This is a genomic window from Burkholderia sp. THE68 (assembly GCF_009938265.1).
Lineage (GTDB): Bacteria > Pseudomonadota > Gammaproteobacteria > Burkholderiales > Burkholderiaceae > Caballeronia.
This window is the reverse complement of the sequence record NZ_AP022315.1, coordinates 492,378-508,979: the sequence shown is the minus strand read 5'-3', so window position 1 is coordinate 508,979 and position 16,602 is coordinate 492,378. Positions and strand designations below refer to the sequence as shown.

The window sequence follows — 16,602 nt, the reverse complement described above, 5'->3', positions numbered from 1 at the left end:
GGGCGTGCCTCCCTTATGCGCCGGAAGCGGGCGTCGCCGCATCCGCCGACGCTTCGGGCAGATGCGCGGGCACCGCCTTCACTTCCATGCCCGGACGCACCTTGTCGATGCCCTCGACGAGCACGCGATCGCCCGCGTTCAGGCCGCCGTCGACCACCCAGTTCTGGCCGTGCGTGCCCGACGTCACGAGCGGACGCAACGCCACCTTGTTGTCCTTGTCGACGACCATCGCGATCGGCGTGCCCTTCTGGTCGTGCGACACACCCTGCACCGGCACGACGAGCGCGGCCGGATTCACGCCTTCCTCGATGCGCGCGCGCACGAACATGCCCGGCAGCAGCACGCGGTCCTTGTTCAGGAAAACCGCGCGCACGGTGACCGAGCCGGTCGACTGGTCCACGGTCACATCGCTGAATTGCAGCTTGCCCTGCTCCGAATAGACGCGGCCGTCTTCCAGGATCAGCGTGACCTTGGCGGCGTTCGGGCCGTTCGTCGATAGACGCCCTTCCTGGATCTGACGGCGCAGCTTGAGGCCGTCGAGGCTCGATTGCGTGAGATCCACATACATCGGATCGAGCTGCTGGACGGTGACCATCAGCGTTGCCTGCGCCGCCTGCACGTAGGCGCCAGGCGTGACCTGCGAGATGCCGGCTTGGCCGGTCACGGGTGACGTCACGTCCGTGTAGCCGAGGTTGATCTGCGCGGTATCGATCGCGGCCTTCGCGGACGCGACATCGGCCTCAGCCTGACCTTGCGACGCCACCGCGTTGTCGTAATCCTGCTTGCTGACCGCGTTCGCCGCGACGAGCACCTTGTAGCGCTCCGCCTGCGCGGTCGTCGAGACGAGGTTCGCCTGCGCCTTCGCGTACGACGCCTTCGCGTTGTTCAGTTGCGCGATGTACGGCGCAGGATCGATCTTGTAGAGCCGCTGCCCAGCCTTGACGACACTGCCTTCGGTGAATTCGCGGCGCAGCACGATGCCGTCGACGCGCGCGCGCACCTGGGCATCGACGAAAGCGCTCGTGCGGCCCGTCAGCTCCGCCGTGACCGGCACCGCGACCGATTCGAGCGTAACGACGCCGACTTCCGGCGTATGCGATGCCATCGCGGGAGGCTTCTCCCCGCAGCCGGCTGCCAGCAGCGCGGCCGTCGTGACACCGATGAGGCGGTATGGAATCCGTTTGAGAAGCATGGGACGCAAACCTCTGAAGTTGCTGAAGATGAAAGGCGCGCGAACCGGTGTTTCGGCTCGACGGCGCGTCGGGGTGGCTGATCGTCGCGTCGCTTGGCAAAGCGCCGCCGGCGCGTGGAGACGGCGCCGTCATCTCCTGGAGAAGGCGACGATATTTTTCGGATAACTGAATTTAGGCTGAGCCCGAGCGCGAATTTTCGGGCCGAATGCGGTGAACGATTCGCGCTGCTTGCATGACAAGCCGCCGATTATAGATATCGTTCGAGATGAGGATGCCTAAACTACCGGCAAGTCTGTGAAAATTTGATTGCGATTAAAACAAAGATGGCGAAGCGTCTGTAAGGGCAAAATTTTGTCGCAATCGGACGCTTCCGGACGCGGGAACTGACTGCGGAAACCCCCAAAAAAAGCCCGGCGCGAGGCCGGGCTTCACTTGCAACAAATCGAGTCGATTCAGGTTATCAACCCGCCGCCGGCGCCGAGGCCGGCTGCGGCGCGCGATCCGAGCCGTAGTCGACGGGCGCATCCGCCGGGCGCGGCATATCGCCCGAACGCTCGATCCAGCCGCCGCCCATGAACTGATACAGATCGACCAGGTTGGTCAGGCGATTCAGCCGCGCCGTGATCAGCAGTTGCTGCGCTTCGTAGAGCGCCGTCTGCGCGGTCAGCACCGCGAGATAGCTGTCGACGCCGTTGCGATAGCGCAGGTCCGACAGCTCCAGACGACGGCTCTGCGAGTTCACGAAACGCTCGAGCGACTTGATCTGCTCGTCGAAGGTGCCGCGCGCGGCGAGGCCGTCCGCGACTTCGCGGAACGCGGTCTGAATCGCCTTCTCGTAGTTGGCGATCTCGATGCGCTTCTGCACGTTCGCGAGATCGAGATTGGCCTTGTTCTGGCCGCCCTCGAAGATCGGCACCGTGATCTGCGGCGCGAACGACCACGCCGCCGAACCCGGCTTGAAGAGACCGCCGAGCGTCGGCGACAGCGTGCCGAAGCTGCCCGTCAGCGAGACGCGCGGGAAGAACGCCGCACGCGCCGCGCCGATGTTCGCGTTGGCCGCGAGCAGCGACTGTTCCGCCGCCGCGATGTCCGGACGGCGCGTCAGCAGATCGGACGGCAGGCCCGCCGGGATATCGGACAAGATGTTCTGCGTGTCGAGCGGCATGCCAGCGGGAAGATCCGCCGGCAACGGCTCGCCGACCAGCAGCACGAGCCCGTTTTCCGCCTGCGCGCGCAGACGCGCCTGCGTTTGCAGATTCGCCTGCGCCTCTTCGACCACGCCTTCGGACTGGCGCAAGTCCAGTTCCGTGCCCGTGCCGTTGTCGTACTGCAGCTTGGTGATGCGGAACGACTCCTGCGCAGTCTTCAGCGTGTTCTGCGTGACGGCGAGCGCGTCATCGTAGGCGAGCATCGTCAGATACTGGTCCGCCACCGACGACACCAGCGCGATCTCCGCCGCCTTGCGCGATTCTGCCGTCGACAGATACTGCGCGAGCGCCTGATCCTTCAGGCTGCGGATGCGCCCGAAGAAGTCGATTTCCCACGACGCGTTCAGGCCGACCGAATACGTGTTCGAGATCGTCTGGTTGAAGAACGACAGATTCTTCGGCGTGCGCTGCTTGCTTTGCGACGCGGCGCCTTCGAGCGTCGGAAAGAGCCCGGCGCGCGTGATCTGATACTGCGCCTGCGCCGCCTCGACGTTGAGGACCGAGACGCGCAGGTCGCGATTGTTCTTCAGCGCGAGCTCGACGATCTTCTGCAGGCGCGCATCGGCGAAGAAATCACGCCAGCCGATTTCCGGCGCGCTTTGTCCGTTCGCGGTGCGGCCATTGCTCGCCGATGACGACGCGTCCGGCTGGTGCGCGTACACGCCGCCTTCGGGAAACGTCTGCGTGACGGGCTCGGGCGGCCGCTCGTACTTCGGCTGGAGCGTGCAGCCCGCGGCGAATACCGCCACGGCGGCCGCGATCAAGGAATGTTTAAGCATCTCAGTGTCCTTCCTTACCGTTCGTGCCTTCGATGTCGCCCGACGAACCCGGTGCCGGCATGTCCTTGCTCTTGCTGAACTTGCTGATAACGACGAAGAACATCGGAATCATGAAGATGGCGAGGAACGTCGCGGTCAACATGCCGCCGATCACGCCGGTGCCGATCGCGTGCTGGCTCGCCGAGCCCGCGCCGTTGCTGATCGCGAGCGGCAGCACGCCGAGAATGAACGCGAGCGAAGTCATCAGAATCGGGCGCAACCGCAGGCGCGCCGCTTCCATCGCCGCTTCCACCGTCGACATGCCCTGCATGCGCAGCTCACGCGCGAACTCCACGATCAGAATCGCGTTCTTCGCCGACAGACCCACCGTCGTCAACAGGCCGACCTGGAAGAACACGTCGTTCTCCAGACCGCGCAACGTCGCGGCCAAGAGCGCGCCCAGCACGCCGAGCGGCACGACCATGATCACCGAGAACGGAATCGACCAGCTTTCATACAGCGCCGCGAGACACAGGAACACGACGAGGATCGAGATGCCGTACAGGATCGGCGCCTGCGAACCAGACTGCCGTTCCTGATACGACAGCCCTGTCCACTCGTAGCCGATGCCCGCCGGCAGCTTCGCCGCGATGGCTTCGATCGCCGTCATCGCCTGGCCGGTCGACTTGCCGGGAGCCGCTGCGCCCTGGATTTCCACCGCCGAGATACCGTTGTAACGCTCGAGCTTCGGCGAACCGTAGGTCCAGTTGCCGGTCGCGAACGCGCCGAACGGCACCATCGTTCCCGCGCCATTGCGCACGTACCACTTGCTCAGGTCGTCCGGATTCATGCGGAACGGACCGTCGCCCTGCACGTAGACCTTCTTGATCCGGTTATCGACGTCGAGGAAGTTGTTCACGTACTGCGACGCCCAGGCGATCGAGAACGTCTGGTCGATGTCCGAAATCACGACGCCGAGCGCGTTGGCCTTCTCGCGGTCGATGTTCACCTTGAACTGCGGCGTGTCGTTCAGGCCGTTCGGACGCACCTGCGCGAGCGTCGGGTCCTTCGCCGCCATGCCGAGCAGCATGTTGCGCGCTTCCATCAGCTTCGCGTGGCCGAGGCCGCCGCGATCCTGCAGCTCGAAGTCGAAGCCCGCCGCCGTGCCGAGTTCAGGAATCGAAGGCGGATTGACCGGGAAGATCAGCGCGTCCTTGTAGGGCGCGAAGTGCATGAACATGCGCCCGACCAGCGCCTGCACCTTCTCGTTGCTGTGCTGGCGTTCCGCGTAGTCCTTCATCCGCACGAACACGAGGCCGGAGTTCTGGCCGCGGCCCGCGAACGAGAAGCCGTTCACCGTGAACACGGATTCGACGATCGACTTTTCGTCCTTCAGCAGATAGTCCTGCACGTCCTTCAGCACGTGCGCCGTGTATTCCTGCGTGGAGCCGGCGGGCGCCTGCACGAGCACGAACATCGTGCCCTGATCCTCATCCGGCAGGAACGACTTCGGCAGACGCAGGAACAGCATCCCCACCGCGACGATCACGACGATATAGATGATGAGCCAGCGCCCCGAGCGGCGAATCACGTGCTGCACGCCGCCGTGGTACTTCTCCTGACTCTTGTTGAAGGTGCGGTTGAACCAGCCGAAGAAACCCTTCTTCTCCGGCTCGTGCCCTTCCGGATGCGGCTTCAGGAGCGTCGCGCACAGCGCCGGCGTGAGAACCAGCGCGACCATCACGGACAGCACCATCGCGGCCACGATCGTCAGCGAGAACTGCCGGTAGATCGCGCCGACCGAGCCGCCCGAGAACGCCACCGGCACGAACACCGCCGACAGCACCAGCGCCACGCCGATCAGCGCGCCCGTGATCTGGTCCATCGCCTTGCGGGTGGCGTCGCGGGGCGACAGATGCTCCTCGGTCATCACCCGCTCGACGTTCTCCACCACCACGATCGCATCGTCGACCAGCAGGCCGATCGCGAGCACGAGACCGAACATCGACAGCACGTTGATCGAGAAGCCCACCGCCGACATGATCGCGAACGTGCCGAGCAGAACGACCGGCACCGCGATCGTCGGGATGATCGTCGCCCGCAGGTTCTGCAGGAACAGATACATCACGAGGAACACGAGCACGATACCTTCGATCAGCGTCTTGACCACTTCCTCGATCGACAGGCGCACGAACGGCGTCGTGTCGTACGGATACTTCACCACCAGTCCGTGCGGGAAGTACTTCGACAGATCGTCGATCTTTGCCCGGACCGCCTTTGCCGTGGAGAGCGCGTTGGCGCCCGTCGCGAGCTGGATACCGAAGCCGGCCGTCGGCTGGCCGTTGTACTTGGTGTCGAAGTTGTAGTTTTCGCCGCCGAGCTCGATTCGCGCGACATCCTTCAAACGCACGCGCGAGCCGTCCTGATTCACCTTCAGCAGGATGTCGCCGAACTGCTCGGGCGTGCGCAGCAGCGTCGCTTCCGTGATGGTCGCCTGGAGCATCTGCCCCGGGACCGCCGGCGTGCCGCCGAGACCGCCCGCCGCCACCTGCACGTTCTGATTGGTGATGGCGTTCTTCACGTCGACCGGCGTGAGCGAATAGTTCGTCAGCTTGGTCGCATCGAGCCAGACGCGCATCGCGTACTGCGAGCCGAACAGCGTCGTGGTGCCGACGCCGTCGATACGCGAGAGCGGATCGGCCACGTTCGACGCCACGTAGTTCGCGAGGTCGTACTTGCTCATGCTGCCGTCTTCGGACACGAACGCGAGCACGAGCAGGAAGCTCGAACTCGATTTCGTGACCTTGGTGCCGAGCTGCTGCACGACCTGCGGCAGAAGCGGCGTGGCGAGCTGCAGCTTGTTCTGCACCTGCACCTGCGCGATGTCCGGATTGGTGCCCGCCGCGAACGTCAGCGTGACGGTGGCCGTGCCGGAGTCATCGGAGGTCGACGACAGATACAGCAAGTGGTCGAGACCGGTCATCTGCTGCTCGATCACCTGCGTGACCGTGTTTTCCACGGTGCTCGCCGATGCGCCCGGATACGTCGCGCTGATCTGGATCGCAGGCGGCGCGATCGTCGGATACTGAGCGACCGGCAGCGTGAAGATCGACGCCATCCCCGCCAGCATCAGGATGATCGCGATCACCCACGCGAAGATCGGCCGATCGATAAAAAACTTTGCCATGTAACAGGCTCCCTTTCGTTACGCGCCCGAAGCGGCCGATGCGGCTTGCGCACCGCTCGCCCCGCTGGCGTTGGCCGGAGCGGCAGCGCCCGGCGCGGATGCCGCCTGCGCGTCCGATGCGGGATACGGGAATTTCGCGTCGACCGGCTTCACCTGCATGCCGGGCTTCGCCTTCTCCACGCCGTTCACGATCACGCGATCGCCCGGGTTCAGGCCGCTGTCGACCACCCAGTTGTTGCCGTAGGTGGCGCTCGTGACGAGCTGGCGCAGTTCGACCTTGTCGTCCTTGTTGACGACGAGCGCGGTCGGCGTGCCCTTCTGGTCGTGCGTGACGCCGATCTGCGGCACGACGAGCGCGTGGTCGTTCACGCCTTCCTGAATTCGGGCGCGCACGAACATGCCCGGCAGCAGCACGCGGTCCTTGTTCTGGAAGATCGCGCGCACCGTCACCGAACCGGTGCTCTGATCGACGCTCACGTCCGAGAACTGCAGCTTGCCCTGCTCGGTGTAGGTGCGGCCGTCTTCGAGCACGAGCGTCACTTTCGCGGCGTGAAGGCCTTCTGTCTGCAGCCGCCCTTCCTGAATCTGGCGGCGCAGCTTCAGTCCGTCGACGCTCGATTGCGTCAGGTCGACGTAGATCGGATCGAGCTGCTGCACGGTGGTGAGCAGCGTCGCGGCGCTCGCCTGCACGTACGCGCCCGGCGTGACCTGCGACAGACCGGTGCGGCCGGTGATCGGCGAGACGACATCGGTGTAGCCGAGGTTGATCTGCGCGGTATCCACCGATGCCTTGCCGGCCGCGACGTCCGCCACGGCCTGGCCCTGCGAGGCGACGGCGTTGTCGTAATCCTGCTTCGACACCGCGTTGGCCGCGACCAGAACCTTGTAGCGCGACACGAGCGAGTTCTGCGACGCGACGTTCGCCTGGGCCTTCGCCAGCGTCGCCTTCGCGTTGTTCAGCGCGGCGAGGTATGGCGCCGGATCGATCTTGTAGAGCCGCTGACCGGCCTTGACCTCGGCGCCTTCGGTGAATTCACGGCGCAGCACGATGCCATCCACCCGTGCGCGCACTTGCGCGACGAGGTAGGCGTTGGTGCGGCCCGGCAGGTCGACGACGACCGGCACGCTCGTCGGCTGCACGGTGACGATGCCGACTTCGGGCGTTTGTGGCGGAGGTGCTGATTGTTTTTGTCCGCACGCTGCCAGGAACACGGCAGCCGTCGCGGCGGTGATTAAGCGGAGTGGAACCCGTTCGACGCGCATGGAGCGACCTCTGTCTAAGACTGAGAGTGAAGTGGGTGCGCGGCGGCCTTCCCCGGGCAATGCCGCGCACGAGCGTCATAAGACGCCGACCAATAAACAAGACAGTGAGACCAGTGAGCGCAACCGCCGGCCAGCGGCCGGGTCGTCATGCCCGTGCGCAGCGCTTATGAAGCGCCGCCCCAAGGCCTGAGGACGGCCAGAACGGGCAATCGAAGTGCAAGCTTAAATCGGAATCTGCTCGCTGGCTGAATTGTAAATATTGGTGAACGGGTGGTATTGTATATACATTCGTGGATGAATGTAAAAAACCGTACGTGTTTATCCCCATTGGAAGCGAGAAAGAAACCGCTCATGGGAATCGATTACGTTCGACGAATCTTCGACAAGACCGCCATCGCGCGGTCCTTCAATTGCAGTAGCGGGAGCAGACGGCCAGCGGCCGCAGGATATGGTCAGACGAACCAAGGAAGAAGCGCAGGCGACGCGCAACCGGGTGCTCGACGCAGCCGAACGCGTCTTCTACGAGAAAGGCGTGTCACGCACGACGCTCGCGGACATCGCCCACGCTGCGGGCGTGACGCGCGGCGCGATTTACTGGCACTTCGCCAACAAGGGCGATCTGTTCAACGCGATGTTCGACCGCAGCCTGCTGCCGCTCGACGAGCTCATCGAAACGACCCTGGACGGCAAGGAAGAAGACCCGCTCGCGCGCCTGCGCGAGCTGTTCATCTGGTGCATGCGCAACATCACGACCGACGCGCAGCGGCGCCGCGTGTTCGACATCCTGTTCATGAAATGCGAGTTCGTCGAGGAGATGGGGCCGGTTCGCGAGCGTCATCAGAACAACATGCGCGACGGCATGGAGCGCATCGAGCGCGCGCTGCGCAATGCCGTCGAAAAAAAGCAGTTGCCCGCGACGCTCGACACGCGCCGCGCCACCACCATGCTGCACTGCCTCTTCACCGGCATCCTGCGCGACTCGCTGATGCTGCCCGATCTCGTCCATCCCGAGCGCGACGCCGAAGCGCTCATCGATGCGTGCTTCGACGCCGTGCGCTTCAGCCCCGCCCTGCTGTCACCGGCTGCCGGCTGACTTCGCGGCGCGCGCCCGCTGGTTCGACGCGTAAATGTTGTCGCGCGCGGGCGGCGCGCCGGTTTGCAGCGCGGCGATCCACTCATCGGTGCCGAGCACGGCGGCGAAGCGCGACTGCATCACGACCGTGAACACGCGGTGGATTTCCTCCGCACTCGCCCGGCCCGCGCTGTTTTCATAGGGCACGGCGCCCGTCGCATCCACGAGAAACTCGACCGCGAGACCGGCATGCACCGCGTGTTTGACGGTGGAATCGTCGCAATTGTGGGTCATGTAGCCCGCGATCACGAGCGTGTCGATGTCGTGCTGCGTCAGCCAGTCCGCCAGATCGGTGCCCGCAAAGGCGCTCGGCAGCGATTTCTCGACGTAATGCACGCGCGGCCGCGACGCCACGGTTTCGTGCAGTTCCGCCATCGCCGAACCGCGCGCGAAGATCGGCGCGCTGGCGGGCGCGAAATTCTGCACGACGACGACGGGAACGCCGTGCGCTTCGGCGGCGTCCATCGCGCGGCCGATATTGGCGAGCGACACGTTCACGTCGGGATATTCGATCGGCAGGTTGCCGGTGACATATTCGTTCTGCACGTCGATGACGATCAGGGCACGGCGCGGCATGTTCAACTCCTTCGTGGATGGTCGAAGCATTGTCGCCGCGCATGTGCGCTGATCAGAAGTGGCCCGATTGCCAACTTTCGGCGGAATCGGGCCAAAATACCCGCAGTCAGCTTTTCGCGGGAGTCGTTGCCATGCATCGCCATTCGATCGCCGTCGTCGCGTTCGACCGCATCAGCCCGTTTCATCTCGCGGTGCCGTGCATCGTGTTCGGCGAGGAGCGCGGCGGGATCGGCGTGCCGTCGTTCGACTTTCGCGTCTGCGCGCTCGAAGCGGACGCGCTCGCGACATCGGCGGGGTTCACCATCGCCGCGCTGCATTCGCTCGACCCGCTCGCCAGCGCCGACGTGATCATCGTTCCCTCTTGGCGCGATCCCGACGAGACGCCGCCCGCCCCGCTGCTCGACGCCCTGCGCGCGGCGCACGCACGCGGCGCGCACATCGTCGGGCTGTGTCTCGGCTCGTACGTGCTCGCGGCGGCGGGCTTGCTCGACGGCCGCGCGGCCACCACACACTGGGCCTGGGCCGACGATTTCGCGCGCCGCTATCCGCGCGTGCGGCTCGATCCGAACGTGCTCTATATCGACGATGGCAACCTCACGACCTCCGCCGGCACCGCGGCGGGCCTCGACTGCTGCCTGCACGTGCTGCGCAAGCTGGCCGGCTCGCACGCGGCCAGTCAGGTCGCGCGGCGGCTCGTGGTGCCGCCGCATCGGCAGGGCTCGCAGGCGCAGTTCATCGACGAACCGCTGCCGGAGCGCGCGAACGGCGAAAAGCTCGCCGGACTGCTCGACTGGATGCGTGCGCATCTGCAAACGGATCATTCGCTCGATGAACTCGCCGCGCGCATGGCGATGAGTCGCCGCAACTTTACGCGGCGCTTTCGGGAAACGACGGGCACGACGGTCGGCGCGTGGCTGACCGGACAGCGCGTCGCGTTCGCGCAACGCCTGCTCGAAGACACGGATCTGCCGATCGATCGCATCGCGGAAGACAGCGGCTTTCGCACCGGCGCGACGCTGCGCCAGCACTTCGCGCTGACGCTCAAGACTTCGCCGTCGGCTTATCGGCGCGCGTTTCGCGGCGTGTGACGCCTCATTGCAGGCCGATGTGCTGCGCGAAGTACGCAAAGAGCGCGATGCACACGAGCATCGCGGCCCACGCCCAGACGGGCAGGCCGAGCGGATGCGGATCGTGGGAATGGTCGTGCTCGCGATGCGCGAAGCCATGCCCCGGCAGACGATGCCGCAGCACGCCGCTCGCGTGAGCATCGGCGGATGGACCGCGCAGCGCGCCCGAGCGGCGCGAGAACGCCGCCGACACCGAACCCGGCCGCAGGAACACATGACGTCGCGCGGCGTTGTCGCCGACCGCGCGCATCGACGGCAGGCCGTGCTTCGCGCGCACCACTTCGCAGAACTCGGCGAAGAAATCGTCGGCGCCTTCGCGCAGCGCGTTCTCGATCTGCCGCGACGGCAAGCCGGCGAGCGGGCCCGAGACCGTCGCCCAGACGGTGTATTCGATCCAGGTCGCATCGGCGTCTTCGTCCGGATTCAGCGCAACCGCGATCTGCCCGCGCAGCGAGCCGACACCCTCGCCGCGCGCCTTGAAGCTCAGCGTGCGGGCGTACGCGGCATCGTCGGATTCGGTGGACTCGGTGGTCTCGCCTTCCGCATGCGCCGCCTGACGCGTGCGCCCGGCGGCGTGCGCGCGGATTTCGTAGCGCGCCCGCAGCGCGCCGAGCGGCACGATCAGCGTGAGGACATATTCGCCGCCCGGCGTGCGGCTGAACGATTCGCAGTTGTCGAGGCTCGCGCGCAGCAGCGCGAGGTCGCCCAATGCCTCCCGGACATGCGCCGGGTCGAGCGGAACGCACAGTGCATCGGTGACTTCCATTCGAGCCTCCGGGACCAGGATCGCATGCGTTCGTTATGGCTCAGCGGGCGTGGCGCTGTCTGTTCGGACGCGCGCCTATGACGTTTCGTCAATACGATCGACGCGCGAGCGGTGAAACGCGAGATAGCCCTTGAGCCGCGCGGCGGCGTCGAGCGGCGTCTCGTAGCTCCACGCGGCGTTTTCGACCGGGCCGTCCTCGGTCAGCAGATGATAGTGCGTGGCCAGGCCCTTGTGCGGGCACTGCGTGGTGTGGATGGAGCGTTCCAGACGGGCCATGTTCACGTCGGCGCGCGGGAAGTAGTGCACTTTTTCGGCGCCCGCTTCGACGACCGTGACGGACGCGTGCGTATCCGCATAAGTAACGCCCTGATGGATCACGCGGCAGCGCCGTCCGTTCGGCGTGATCTCGATGCGATGCGCCGCTTCGTGCCCGTCTTTGAGTTCCGTGCCCATCCTGATGCGCCTCCCGCGTGCGAACCGACATCGAAAGAAAAAGCCACGAGGCATCGAGATACCCGTGGCTTGATTATGAGACAAACTTGGGATGCTGGGTGAGTGCTTTCGATGCCTCGGACGCTTCTCCCTTGGACGCGCGCGCTTACTGAATGTTCCAGTGGAAAGCCGCCTTGGCCTTGCCCGGACCCGCGACGCTCACCGCCTGTTTCTTTTCCTGATCCTTGTACTTCGCGTAGACCGTGTAGCTGCCCGGCGGCAGCTTGACGAGCATGTAAGGTCCCATCGACTCGGCGGAAAGCGCCTCGGCGCCCTTGCCGTCGACGATACGCACGTGCACGCCCGAGAGGTAGTCGGCGGTCGGCCCCGTGAAGCGCAGCGACAGCGGCCAGTGCGCCTGTTCGCGCAACAGCGCGCGTGATTCGTCGAGGCCGACGCCGCCCGAGGTCCAGGAGACGTCGCCCTGCTGCTGGATCTGCGGCAGGCCGCCGCCGTTGGTGTTGCCGGCGCTCGACATATCGCCGGTCGTGGCGCCCGAGGCCTGCGCCCAGGCGCCGCCCGCCATGCCCGCGCCGAGCACCGCAACGAGGAGTGCGCTCGCCAGCTTGCCCGTGGTTCTGCTCGTCATGTTTCCGCTCCTTTGTCCGATGCCGCCCGGCCGGAAAGCGCCGGCGGCGTCACGCCCGATGCGTCGGCTTCACGCGATGGGGCACCGGGGAACCGTGGAGCATGGTTCGTGCCCGCATCGCGCAAGGCCGGTGTAAGCGCGTCAGCCGAGATCGACCGGCACGAAGATCTGGGCGTCGTCGCGCTGGATCAGCAACGCGATGCTGTCGCCGGCGCGCTGGACCATCGACTTCAACTGTTGCACCGACGTCACCGGCTGGCCGTTCACCGCGAGAATCACGTCGCCCGGCTGGATGCCCGCGCTCGCCGCCGCGCCGTTCGACTGCTGTACGAGCAGGCCGCGCGAGAGCGAATCGTTCTGCTTCTCTTCCGGCGAGAGCGGACGCACCGCGACGCCGAGGCGCGCGTCCTGCGCCGATGCGTTGTCGTCGCCGTTCGGATTCGCGCTCGCGGTCTTCGCGTCCTTGAGCGCGCCGATGGTCACGCTGAGATCCTTCGAACTCTTGTCGCGCCACACCGTCACCTTCGCCGAACTGCCCGGCGACAGACCCGCGACCTGCGACGGCAGCGAGGTCGAATCCGTCACCGGCGCGCCGTTCAGCGCCGTGATGACGTCGCCCGGCTGCAGGCCCGCTTTCGCGGCGGGACCGCCCGGCTCGACCGAACTCACGAGCGCGCCCTGCGGCGACTTCATGCCGAACGAGTTGGCGAGCGTCTGGTTCATGCCCTGCACCGCCACGCCGAGACGGCCGCGATCCACGTGACCCGTCTTGATGATGGCGTCCTTGACCTTGATCGCCTCATTGATCGGGATAGCGAACGAAAGGCCCTGGAAGCCGCCGGTCTGCGAATAGATCATCGAGTTGATGCCGATCACTTCGCCTTGCAGATTGAAGAGCGGGCCGCCCGAGTTGCCCGGATTCACCGGCACGTCGGTCTGGATGAACGGCGTGTAGTTTTCGTTCGGCAGCGCGCGCGACTTCGCGCTGATGATGCCCGAGGTCACGGTATTGTCGAAACCGTACGGCGAGCCGATCGCGACGACCCATTGGCCGACCTTGCTGCCGTTCGGGTCGCCGATCTTCACGGTCGGCAGGTTCTTCGCGTCGATCTTGAGCACGGCGACGTCCGACTGCTTGTCCGCGCCGATGACCTTGGCGCGATATTCACGCTTGTCCGTGAGCTTCACGGTGACGACATTGGCGTTGTCCACGACGTGCGCGTTCGTGAGCACGTAACCATCGCTGCTTACGATGAAGCCCGAACCGAGGCCTTCGCTCGGCCGGTCGGCGCCCGGGCCGCCATTGCCGCCGCCGAAGCCGGGCATGCCGCCGAAGCGCTTGAAGAACTGATAGAGGGGATCGTCGGGGTCCATCGGCACCTGGGTCGCGCCGCGGCGATTCGACGTCTCCTTGACGACGTGCTTCGCGCTGATGTTCACCACGGCCGGACCGTAGGTTTCGACGAGACCGGAGAAATCGGGAATGCCGGTTTTTGCCGCGGCTTCGGCGGGCATCAGCGCCGCTGCGGCCGCGGGCGCGATGACCTGCGGCGCCGGGACGTTGTTGTGCCCGGCCACGTAGCCCGCCGACAAGGCAACTGCAACAGCCACTGCGACGGCGCTGCGGGTGAGGATCTTCGCTTTCATCGTGTGCTCCTGACGAGGGGATGCGCTCGCGAGGAGCGCGCTTTATCGATGAAAGGACTTTACGGGGCGCCGCTTAAAGCTCACTTAAATGGCCGCACCCGTGAGAGGGAGCGGCTATCCATGATGGAGAGTCGCCCTGCTTGCATTTTTTCTGGCGGCCTGACCGCACCGCCAGATTCGTCTCGCTCACAGAGCCACGTACCTAGAACTCGTAGCCGACCTGAGCACGCGCGCCGGTGTCACCGCTCGGGGTGATCGACGCCGCGCCGTTCACGAGCCAACGACTGTCACGCGAGCGATATGTCGCGCCGAGGCCGACTGCCGTGTAACCCTTGTAGTTGCCCACGCCTGCTGCAACCACGGTGTTGCCCGGCTGGCTCGGCGTCATGTTCGGCATGGACATGGCGGCGGCGACACCCGCGAACGCGCCGCGCGCCACCGAATTCACGCCGCTCTGAACCGCGTTCAACTGGTTCATGTTGGCGGCGTCGGTGCCGTTGATGCCAGGCGCCACGTTCGTCAGGCGGCGCTCGTTGCCAGCGGAGCCGATCGAAACGGTATGGTTTTCCTCAGCCACTGAACTGTCGCCAAGCGCAACCGAGTTGGCACCCGATGCAGCCGCGCCATTCCCGATTGCGGTCGAACGATCGCCGGACGCGATGGCCGGCGCGTCGTGAGCTTGCGACGCCATCAGTTCGTTGCCGGTGCTCTGAATGTTTACGACCCGCTGCTTGAGCGACGAGACTTCGAGATCTGTCGCATACAGCTGCGAGCCGTTCACAGCATCCGTACTGTCCGCGCTCAACGTACCGGCCGCCACGCCCGTCACCTTACGCGCCCCTTGCGTGCCGGTCATGTCGACCACCGTTCCGTCTGCGTTCTTCGCGACGGCGACCGTGCGCGTCGTCTGATCCTGCTGCACCAGACCGATCGAGCCACCGTTGATCTGATTGTTGATGTCAGCAATATCCGATGCGTTCTTCTGAATCTGCGTCGAGTGATTGGCGATGTCAGTCGTCAGGTTCGTGATATCGGCCGTGTTCTGCGCGACATTCGAGTTGAGATCCGAGATTTCATTCGTGTTTTGCGTCACACGGGTATCGAGGCTGGAAACCGCGTCACCAACGTTGTTCACGATCTGACCATTCACGCGATAGGTGGGCTCGGTGATGGACCCATCGCTGTTCACCGTCGAGCCGCCGCCGAGCGCGGAAGCCGTCGAACTGGAAAGCGCATGCAGTTGTGAGCCGTTGACCGCTTGCTGACTCGTGCTCGTCACCGCACCGTTGGCCACGCCGTCCAGGACGCGCGCACCCGCGAGACCGGCAAAGTTGACGAAGCTGCCGTCAGTGTTTGCTCCCACGTTGATACTGTGCGAAACCGAATCTTGCTGCACCAGACCGATTCCGCCGATATTGACCTGCTGCCTCAGATTGGTGATGTCGCTCGAATTCCGCGTCGTGCGGCCGTCGATGTTCGAAATCGCGTCGCCGACGTTGTTCACCGCCGAGGTCGAGCCGTCCGCGTTGTGAATGACGTACGTCGGCGCCGTGATCGAGCCGTCCGGGTTCACTGCCGAGCCACCTCCCATCGCAAATGCCGTAGCGTCAGCCAGCGCGTACAGCTGCGAGCCATTCACTGCCTGCTTGCTCGCCGGCTTCACCACGCCGTTGGCGACGCCGTCCAGCACGCGTGCGCCAGCCGTGCCTGTGAAGTCCACCGTCGCGCCATCGGTGTTCTTCGCCACGGTGATGTTCTTCGTCGTCTGATCTTGCTGAACCAGACCGGTCGTGCCGTTGTTGATCTGGTTTGTGATGTCGTCGATCAGCGTGGTGTTGCCTGCCACCGACATGCTGAGGGCGCCCAGAGCGGCATCGACCTTGCTGAAGCCCGCGCCGACATCCGTCGCCGCACCGCTCGTATTAGCGATCTGATTCGCCTTCGTGAGCGCGTAAGAAGGCGCTGCAACGTTACCGGTCGAGCCATTGAAGGTGGTGCCAAGCGCTGCGGCAGCGGAAGTGCCAGTCGTGTATAGCTGAGATCCGTTGATTCCGTCCAGGCTCGTTGAAGAAAGGCTTCCTGGCGCGAGACCGGTCATGGCTACATTGGAACCCGAGGCAGTCAAGGTGAGAAGGTTACTCGTCAACGACCCCGCATTGTCGAGGTAAAACGTCGCCTGGCCGGAAGTAAGCGCCAAGGCGGCACGGCCGGCGGGGCTTCCACTATCCAGAACGGCATAGGGGCCGCTCAGACCAGTCACCCAGCTCGAGCAGCCGACGACGATCGAACCAGCCGATGATAAGTTATGCGTACCGCCTGCATCACTTAGACACACTATGCTCGCGGAAGCCGGCGCCGAAGCCATGAGAAGCATGCCAGAGGCCACGCCGGTGAGTGTTCCACTTGCCAGAAAGGTACGGGACCACTCGGATTTCGAAATCGATTTCCCGCTCGATTTTCTGGTTGCCGCAAACCATGATCCCGCGGCTTCATTCCAGTTACTGCATAAAGTCTCATTCATTTTAATAGTCCTAACTTTTTTATAAAGATCGGCGGATGCGAAGAGCCAATACTTTTTTGAGGGCTTTTTCTTGCGCTACTAACCTATCGCCTTCTGCCTCTTTGGCTTCAAGCGACAAAAGAGAATTTCTATCAAACAATTGA

12 protein-coding genes are annotated in these 16,602 nt (G+C 64.7%); 2 read left to right on the top strand and 10 right to left on the bottom strand.

Features of this window, described 5'->3' with window-relative positions; all coding sequences use genetic code 11:
- Positions 1-13 precede the first annotated feature (13 nt).
- From BTHE68_RS02425 to BTHE68_RS02410, 4 genes are all read right to left on the bottom strand, one after another.
- Positions 14-1,192: an efflux RND transporter periplasmic adaptor subunit gene (locus BTHE68_RS02425; protein WP_162064987.1), complete on the bottom strand. Its 1,179-nt coding sequence runs from the start codon at positions 1,190-1,192 to the stop codon at positions 14-16.
- Between the two features lie 461 nt (positions 1,193-1,653).
- Positions 1,654-3,180 carry an efflux transporter outer membrane subunit gene (locus tag BTHE68_RS02420; RefSeq protein ID WP_162064986.1) on the bottom strand — a complete coding sequence of 509 codons (1,527 nt, stop codon included), beginning with the start codon at positions 3,178-3,180 and terminating at the stop codon, positions 1,654-1,656.
- Position 3,181: 1 nt separating this feature from the next.
- Positions 3,182-6,346, bottom strand: a complete 3,165-nt coding sequence (locus BTHE68_RS02415) for an efflux RND transporter permease subunit (protein ID WP_162064985.1) — start codon at positions 6,344-6,346, stop codon at positions 3,182-3,184.
- An 18-nt stretch (positions 6,347-6,364) separates the two neighbouring features.
- Positions 6,365-7,609: an efflux RND transporter periplasmic adaptor subunit gene (locus tag BTHE68_RS02410; RefSeq protein WP_162064984.1), complete on the bottom strand. Its 1,245-nt coding sequence runs from the start codon at positions 7,607-7,609 to the stop codon at positions 6,365-6,367.
- Between the two features lie 448 nt (positions 7,610-8,057).
- Here BTHE68_RS02410 and BTHE68_RS02405 point away from each other — a divergent pair, with 448 nt between their 5' ends.
- Entirely contained in the window at positions 8,058-8,702 is a 645-nt protein-coding gene (locus BTHE68_RS02405; RefSeq protein ID WP_162064983.1) for a TetR family transcriptional regulator, read from the top strand.
- Here the strand turns inward: BTHE68_RS02405 and BTHE68_RS02400 are convergent.
- The gene (locus tag BTHE68_RS02400; RefSeq protein ID WP_162064982.1) at positions 8,685-9,317 is read right to left on the bottom strand and encodes a cysteine hydrolase family protein; all 633 of its coding nucleotides are present in this window, start codon (positions 9,315-9,317) and stop codon (positions 8,685-8,687) included. The genes BTHE68_RS02405 and BTHE68_RS02400 overlap by 18 nt on opposite strands.
- A 131-nt stretch (positions 9,318-9,448) precedes the next feature.
- Between BTHE68_RS02400 and BTHE68_RS02395 the strand changes: the two genes are divergently transcribed.
- Positions 9,449-10,405 carry a helix-turn-helix domain-containing protein gene (locus tag BTHE68_RS02395; RefSeq protein ID WP_162064981.1) on the top strand — a complete coding sequence of 319 codons (957 nt, stop codon included), beginning with the start codon at positions 9,449-9,451 and terminating at the stop codon, positions 10,403-10,405.
- A gap of 4 nt (positions 10,406-10,409) precedes the next feature.
- On the opposite strand, the gene BTHE68_RS02390 is transcribed toward BTHE68_RS02395, so the two are convergent.
- The 5 genes from BTHE68_RS02390 to BTHE68_RS02370 all read right to left on the bottom strand — a co-directional run bounded on the left by BTHE68_RS02390 (position 10,410) and on the right by BTHE68_RS02370 (position 16,459).
- Positions 10,410-11,210: an SRPBCC family protein gene (locus BTHE68_RS02390; RefSeq protein WP_162064980.1), complete on the bottom strand. Its 801-nt coding sequence runs from the start codon at positions 11,208-11,210 to the stop codon at positions 10,410-10,412.
- Positions 11,211-11,285: 75 nt separating this feature from the next.
- On the bottom strand, positions 11,286-11,663 hold the full coding sequence (locus BTHE68_RS02385) for a DUF427 domain-containing protein (RefSeq protein ID WP_162064979.1): 378 nt from the start codon (positions 11,661-11,663) through the stop codon (positions 11,286-11,288).
- A 145-nt stretch (positions 11,664-11,808) separates the two neighbouring features.
- Positions 11,809-12,291 carry a carboxypeptidase regulatory-like domain-containing protein gene (locus BTHE68_RS02380; RefSeq protein WP_162064978.1) on the bottom strand — a complete coding sequence of 161 codons (483 nt, stop codon included), beginning with the start codon at positions 12,289-12,291 and terminating at the stop codon, positions 11,809-11,811.
- Between the two features lie 141 nt (positions 12,292-12,432).
- Positions 12,433-13,938: a DegQ family serine endoprotease gene (locus BTHE68_RS02375; protein ID WP_162064977.1), complete on the bottom strand. Its 1,506-nt coding sequence runs from the start codon at positions 13,936-13,938 to the stop codon at positions 12,433-12,435.
- Positions 13,939-14,140: 202 nt separating this feature from the next.
- Positions 14,141-16,459, bottom strand: a complete 2,319-nt coding sequence (locus BTHE68_RS02370; protein WP_162064976.1) for a YadA family autotransporter adhesin — start codon at positions 16,457-16,459, stop codon at positions 14,141-14,143.
- Positions 16,460-16,602 lie beyond the last annotated feature (143 nt).

Excerpts from the sequence above, each read along its gene's own strand:
- BTHE68_RS02425 (WP_162064987.1), bottom strand. The coding sequence starts at position 1,192 with ATGCTTCTCAAACGGATTCCATACCGCCTCATCGGTGTCACGACGGCC.
- BTHE68_RS02420 (WP_162064986.1), bottom strand. The coding sequence starts at position 3,180 with ATGCTTAAACATTCCTTGATCGCGGCCGCCGTGGCGGTATTCGCCGCG.
- BTHE68_RS02415 (WP_162064985.1), bottom strand. The coding sequence starts at position 6,346 with ATGGCAAAGTTTTTTATCGATCGGCCGATCTTCGCGTGGGTGATCGCG.
- BTHE68_RS02410 (WP_162064984.1), bottom strand. The coding sequence starts at position 7,609 with ATGCGCGTCGAACGGGTTCCACTCCGCTTAATCACCGCCGCGACGGCT.
- BTHE68_RS02405 (WP_162064983.1), top strand. The coding sequence starts at position 8,058 with ATGGTCAGACGAACCAAGGAAGAAGCGCAGGCGACGCGCAACCGGGTG.
- BTHE68_RS02400 (WP_162064982.1), bottom strand. The coding sequence starts at position 9,317 with ATGCCGCGCCGTGCCCTGATCGTCATCGACGTGCAGAACGAATATGTC.
- BTHE68_RS02395 (WP_162064981.1), top strand. The coding sequence starts at position 9,449 with ATGCATCGCCATTCGATCGCCGTCGTCGCGTTCGACCGCATCAGCCCG.
- BTHE68_RS02390 (WP_162064980.1), bottom strand. The coding sequence starts at position 11,210 with ATGGAAGTCACCGATGCACTGTGCGTTCCGCTCGACCCGGCGCATGTC.
- BTHE68_RS02385 (WP_162064979.1), bottom strand. The coding sequence starts at position 11,663 with ATGGGCACGGAACTCAAAGACGGGCACGAAGCGGCGCATCGCATCGAG.
- BTHE68_RS02380 (WP_162064978.1), bottom strand. The coding sequence starts at position 12,291 with ATGACGAGCAGAACCACGGGCAAGCTGGCGAGCGCACTCCTCGTTGCG.
- BTHE68_RS02375 (WP_162064977.1), bottom strand. The coding sequence starts at position 13,938 with ATGAAAGCGAAGATCCTCACCCGCAGCGCCGTCGCAGTGGCTGTTGCA.
- BTHE68_RS02370 (WP_162064976.1), bottom strand. The coding sequence starts at position 16,459 with ATGAATGAGACTTTATGCAGTAACTGGAATGAAGCCGCGGGATCATGG.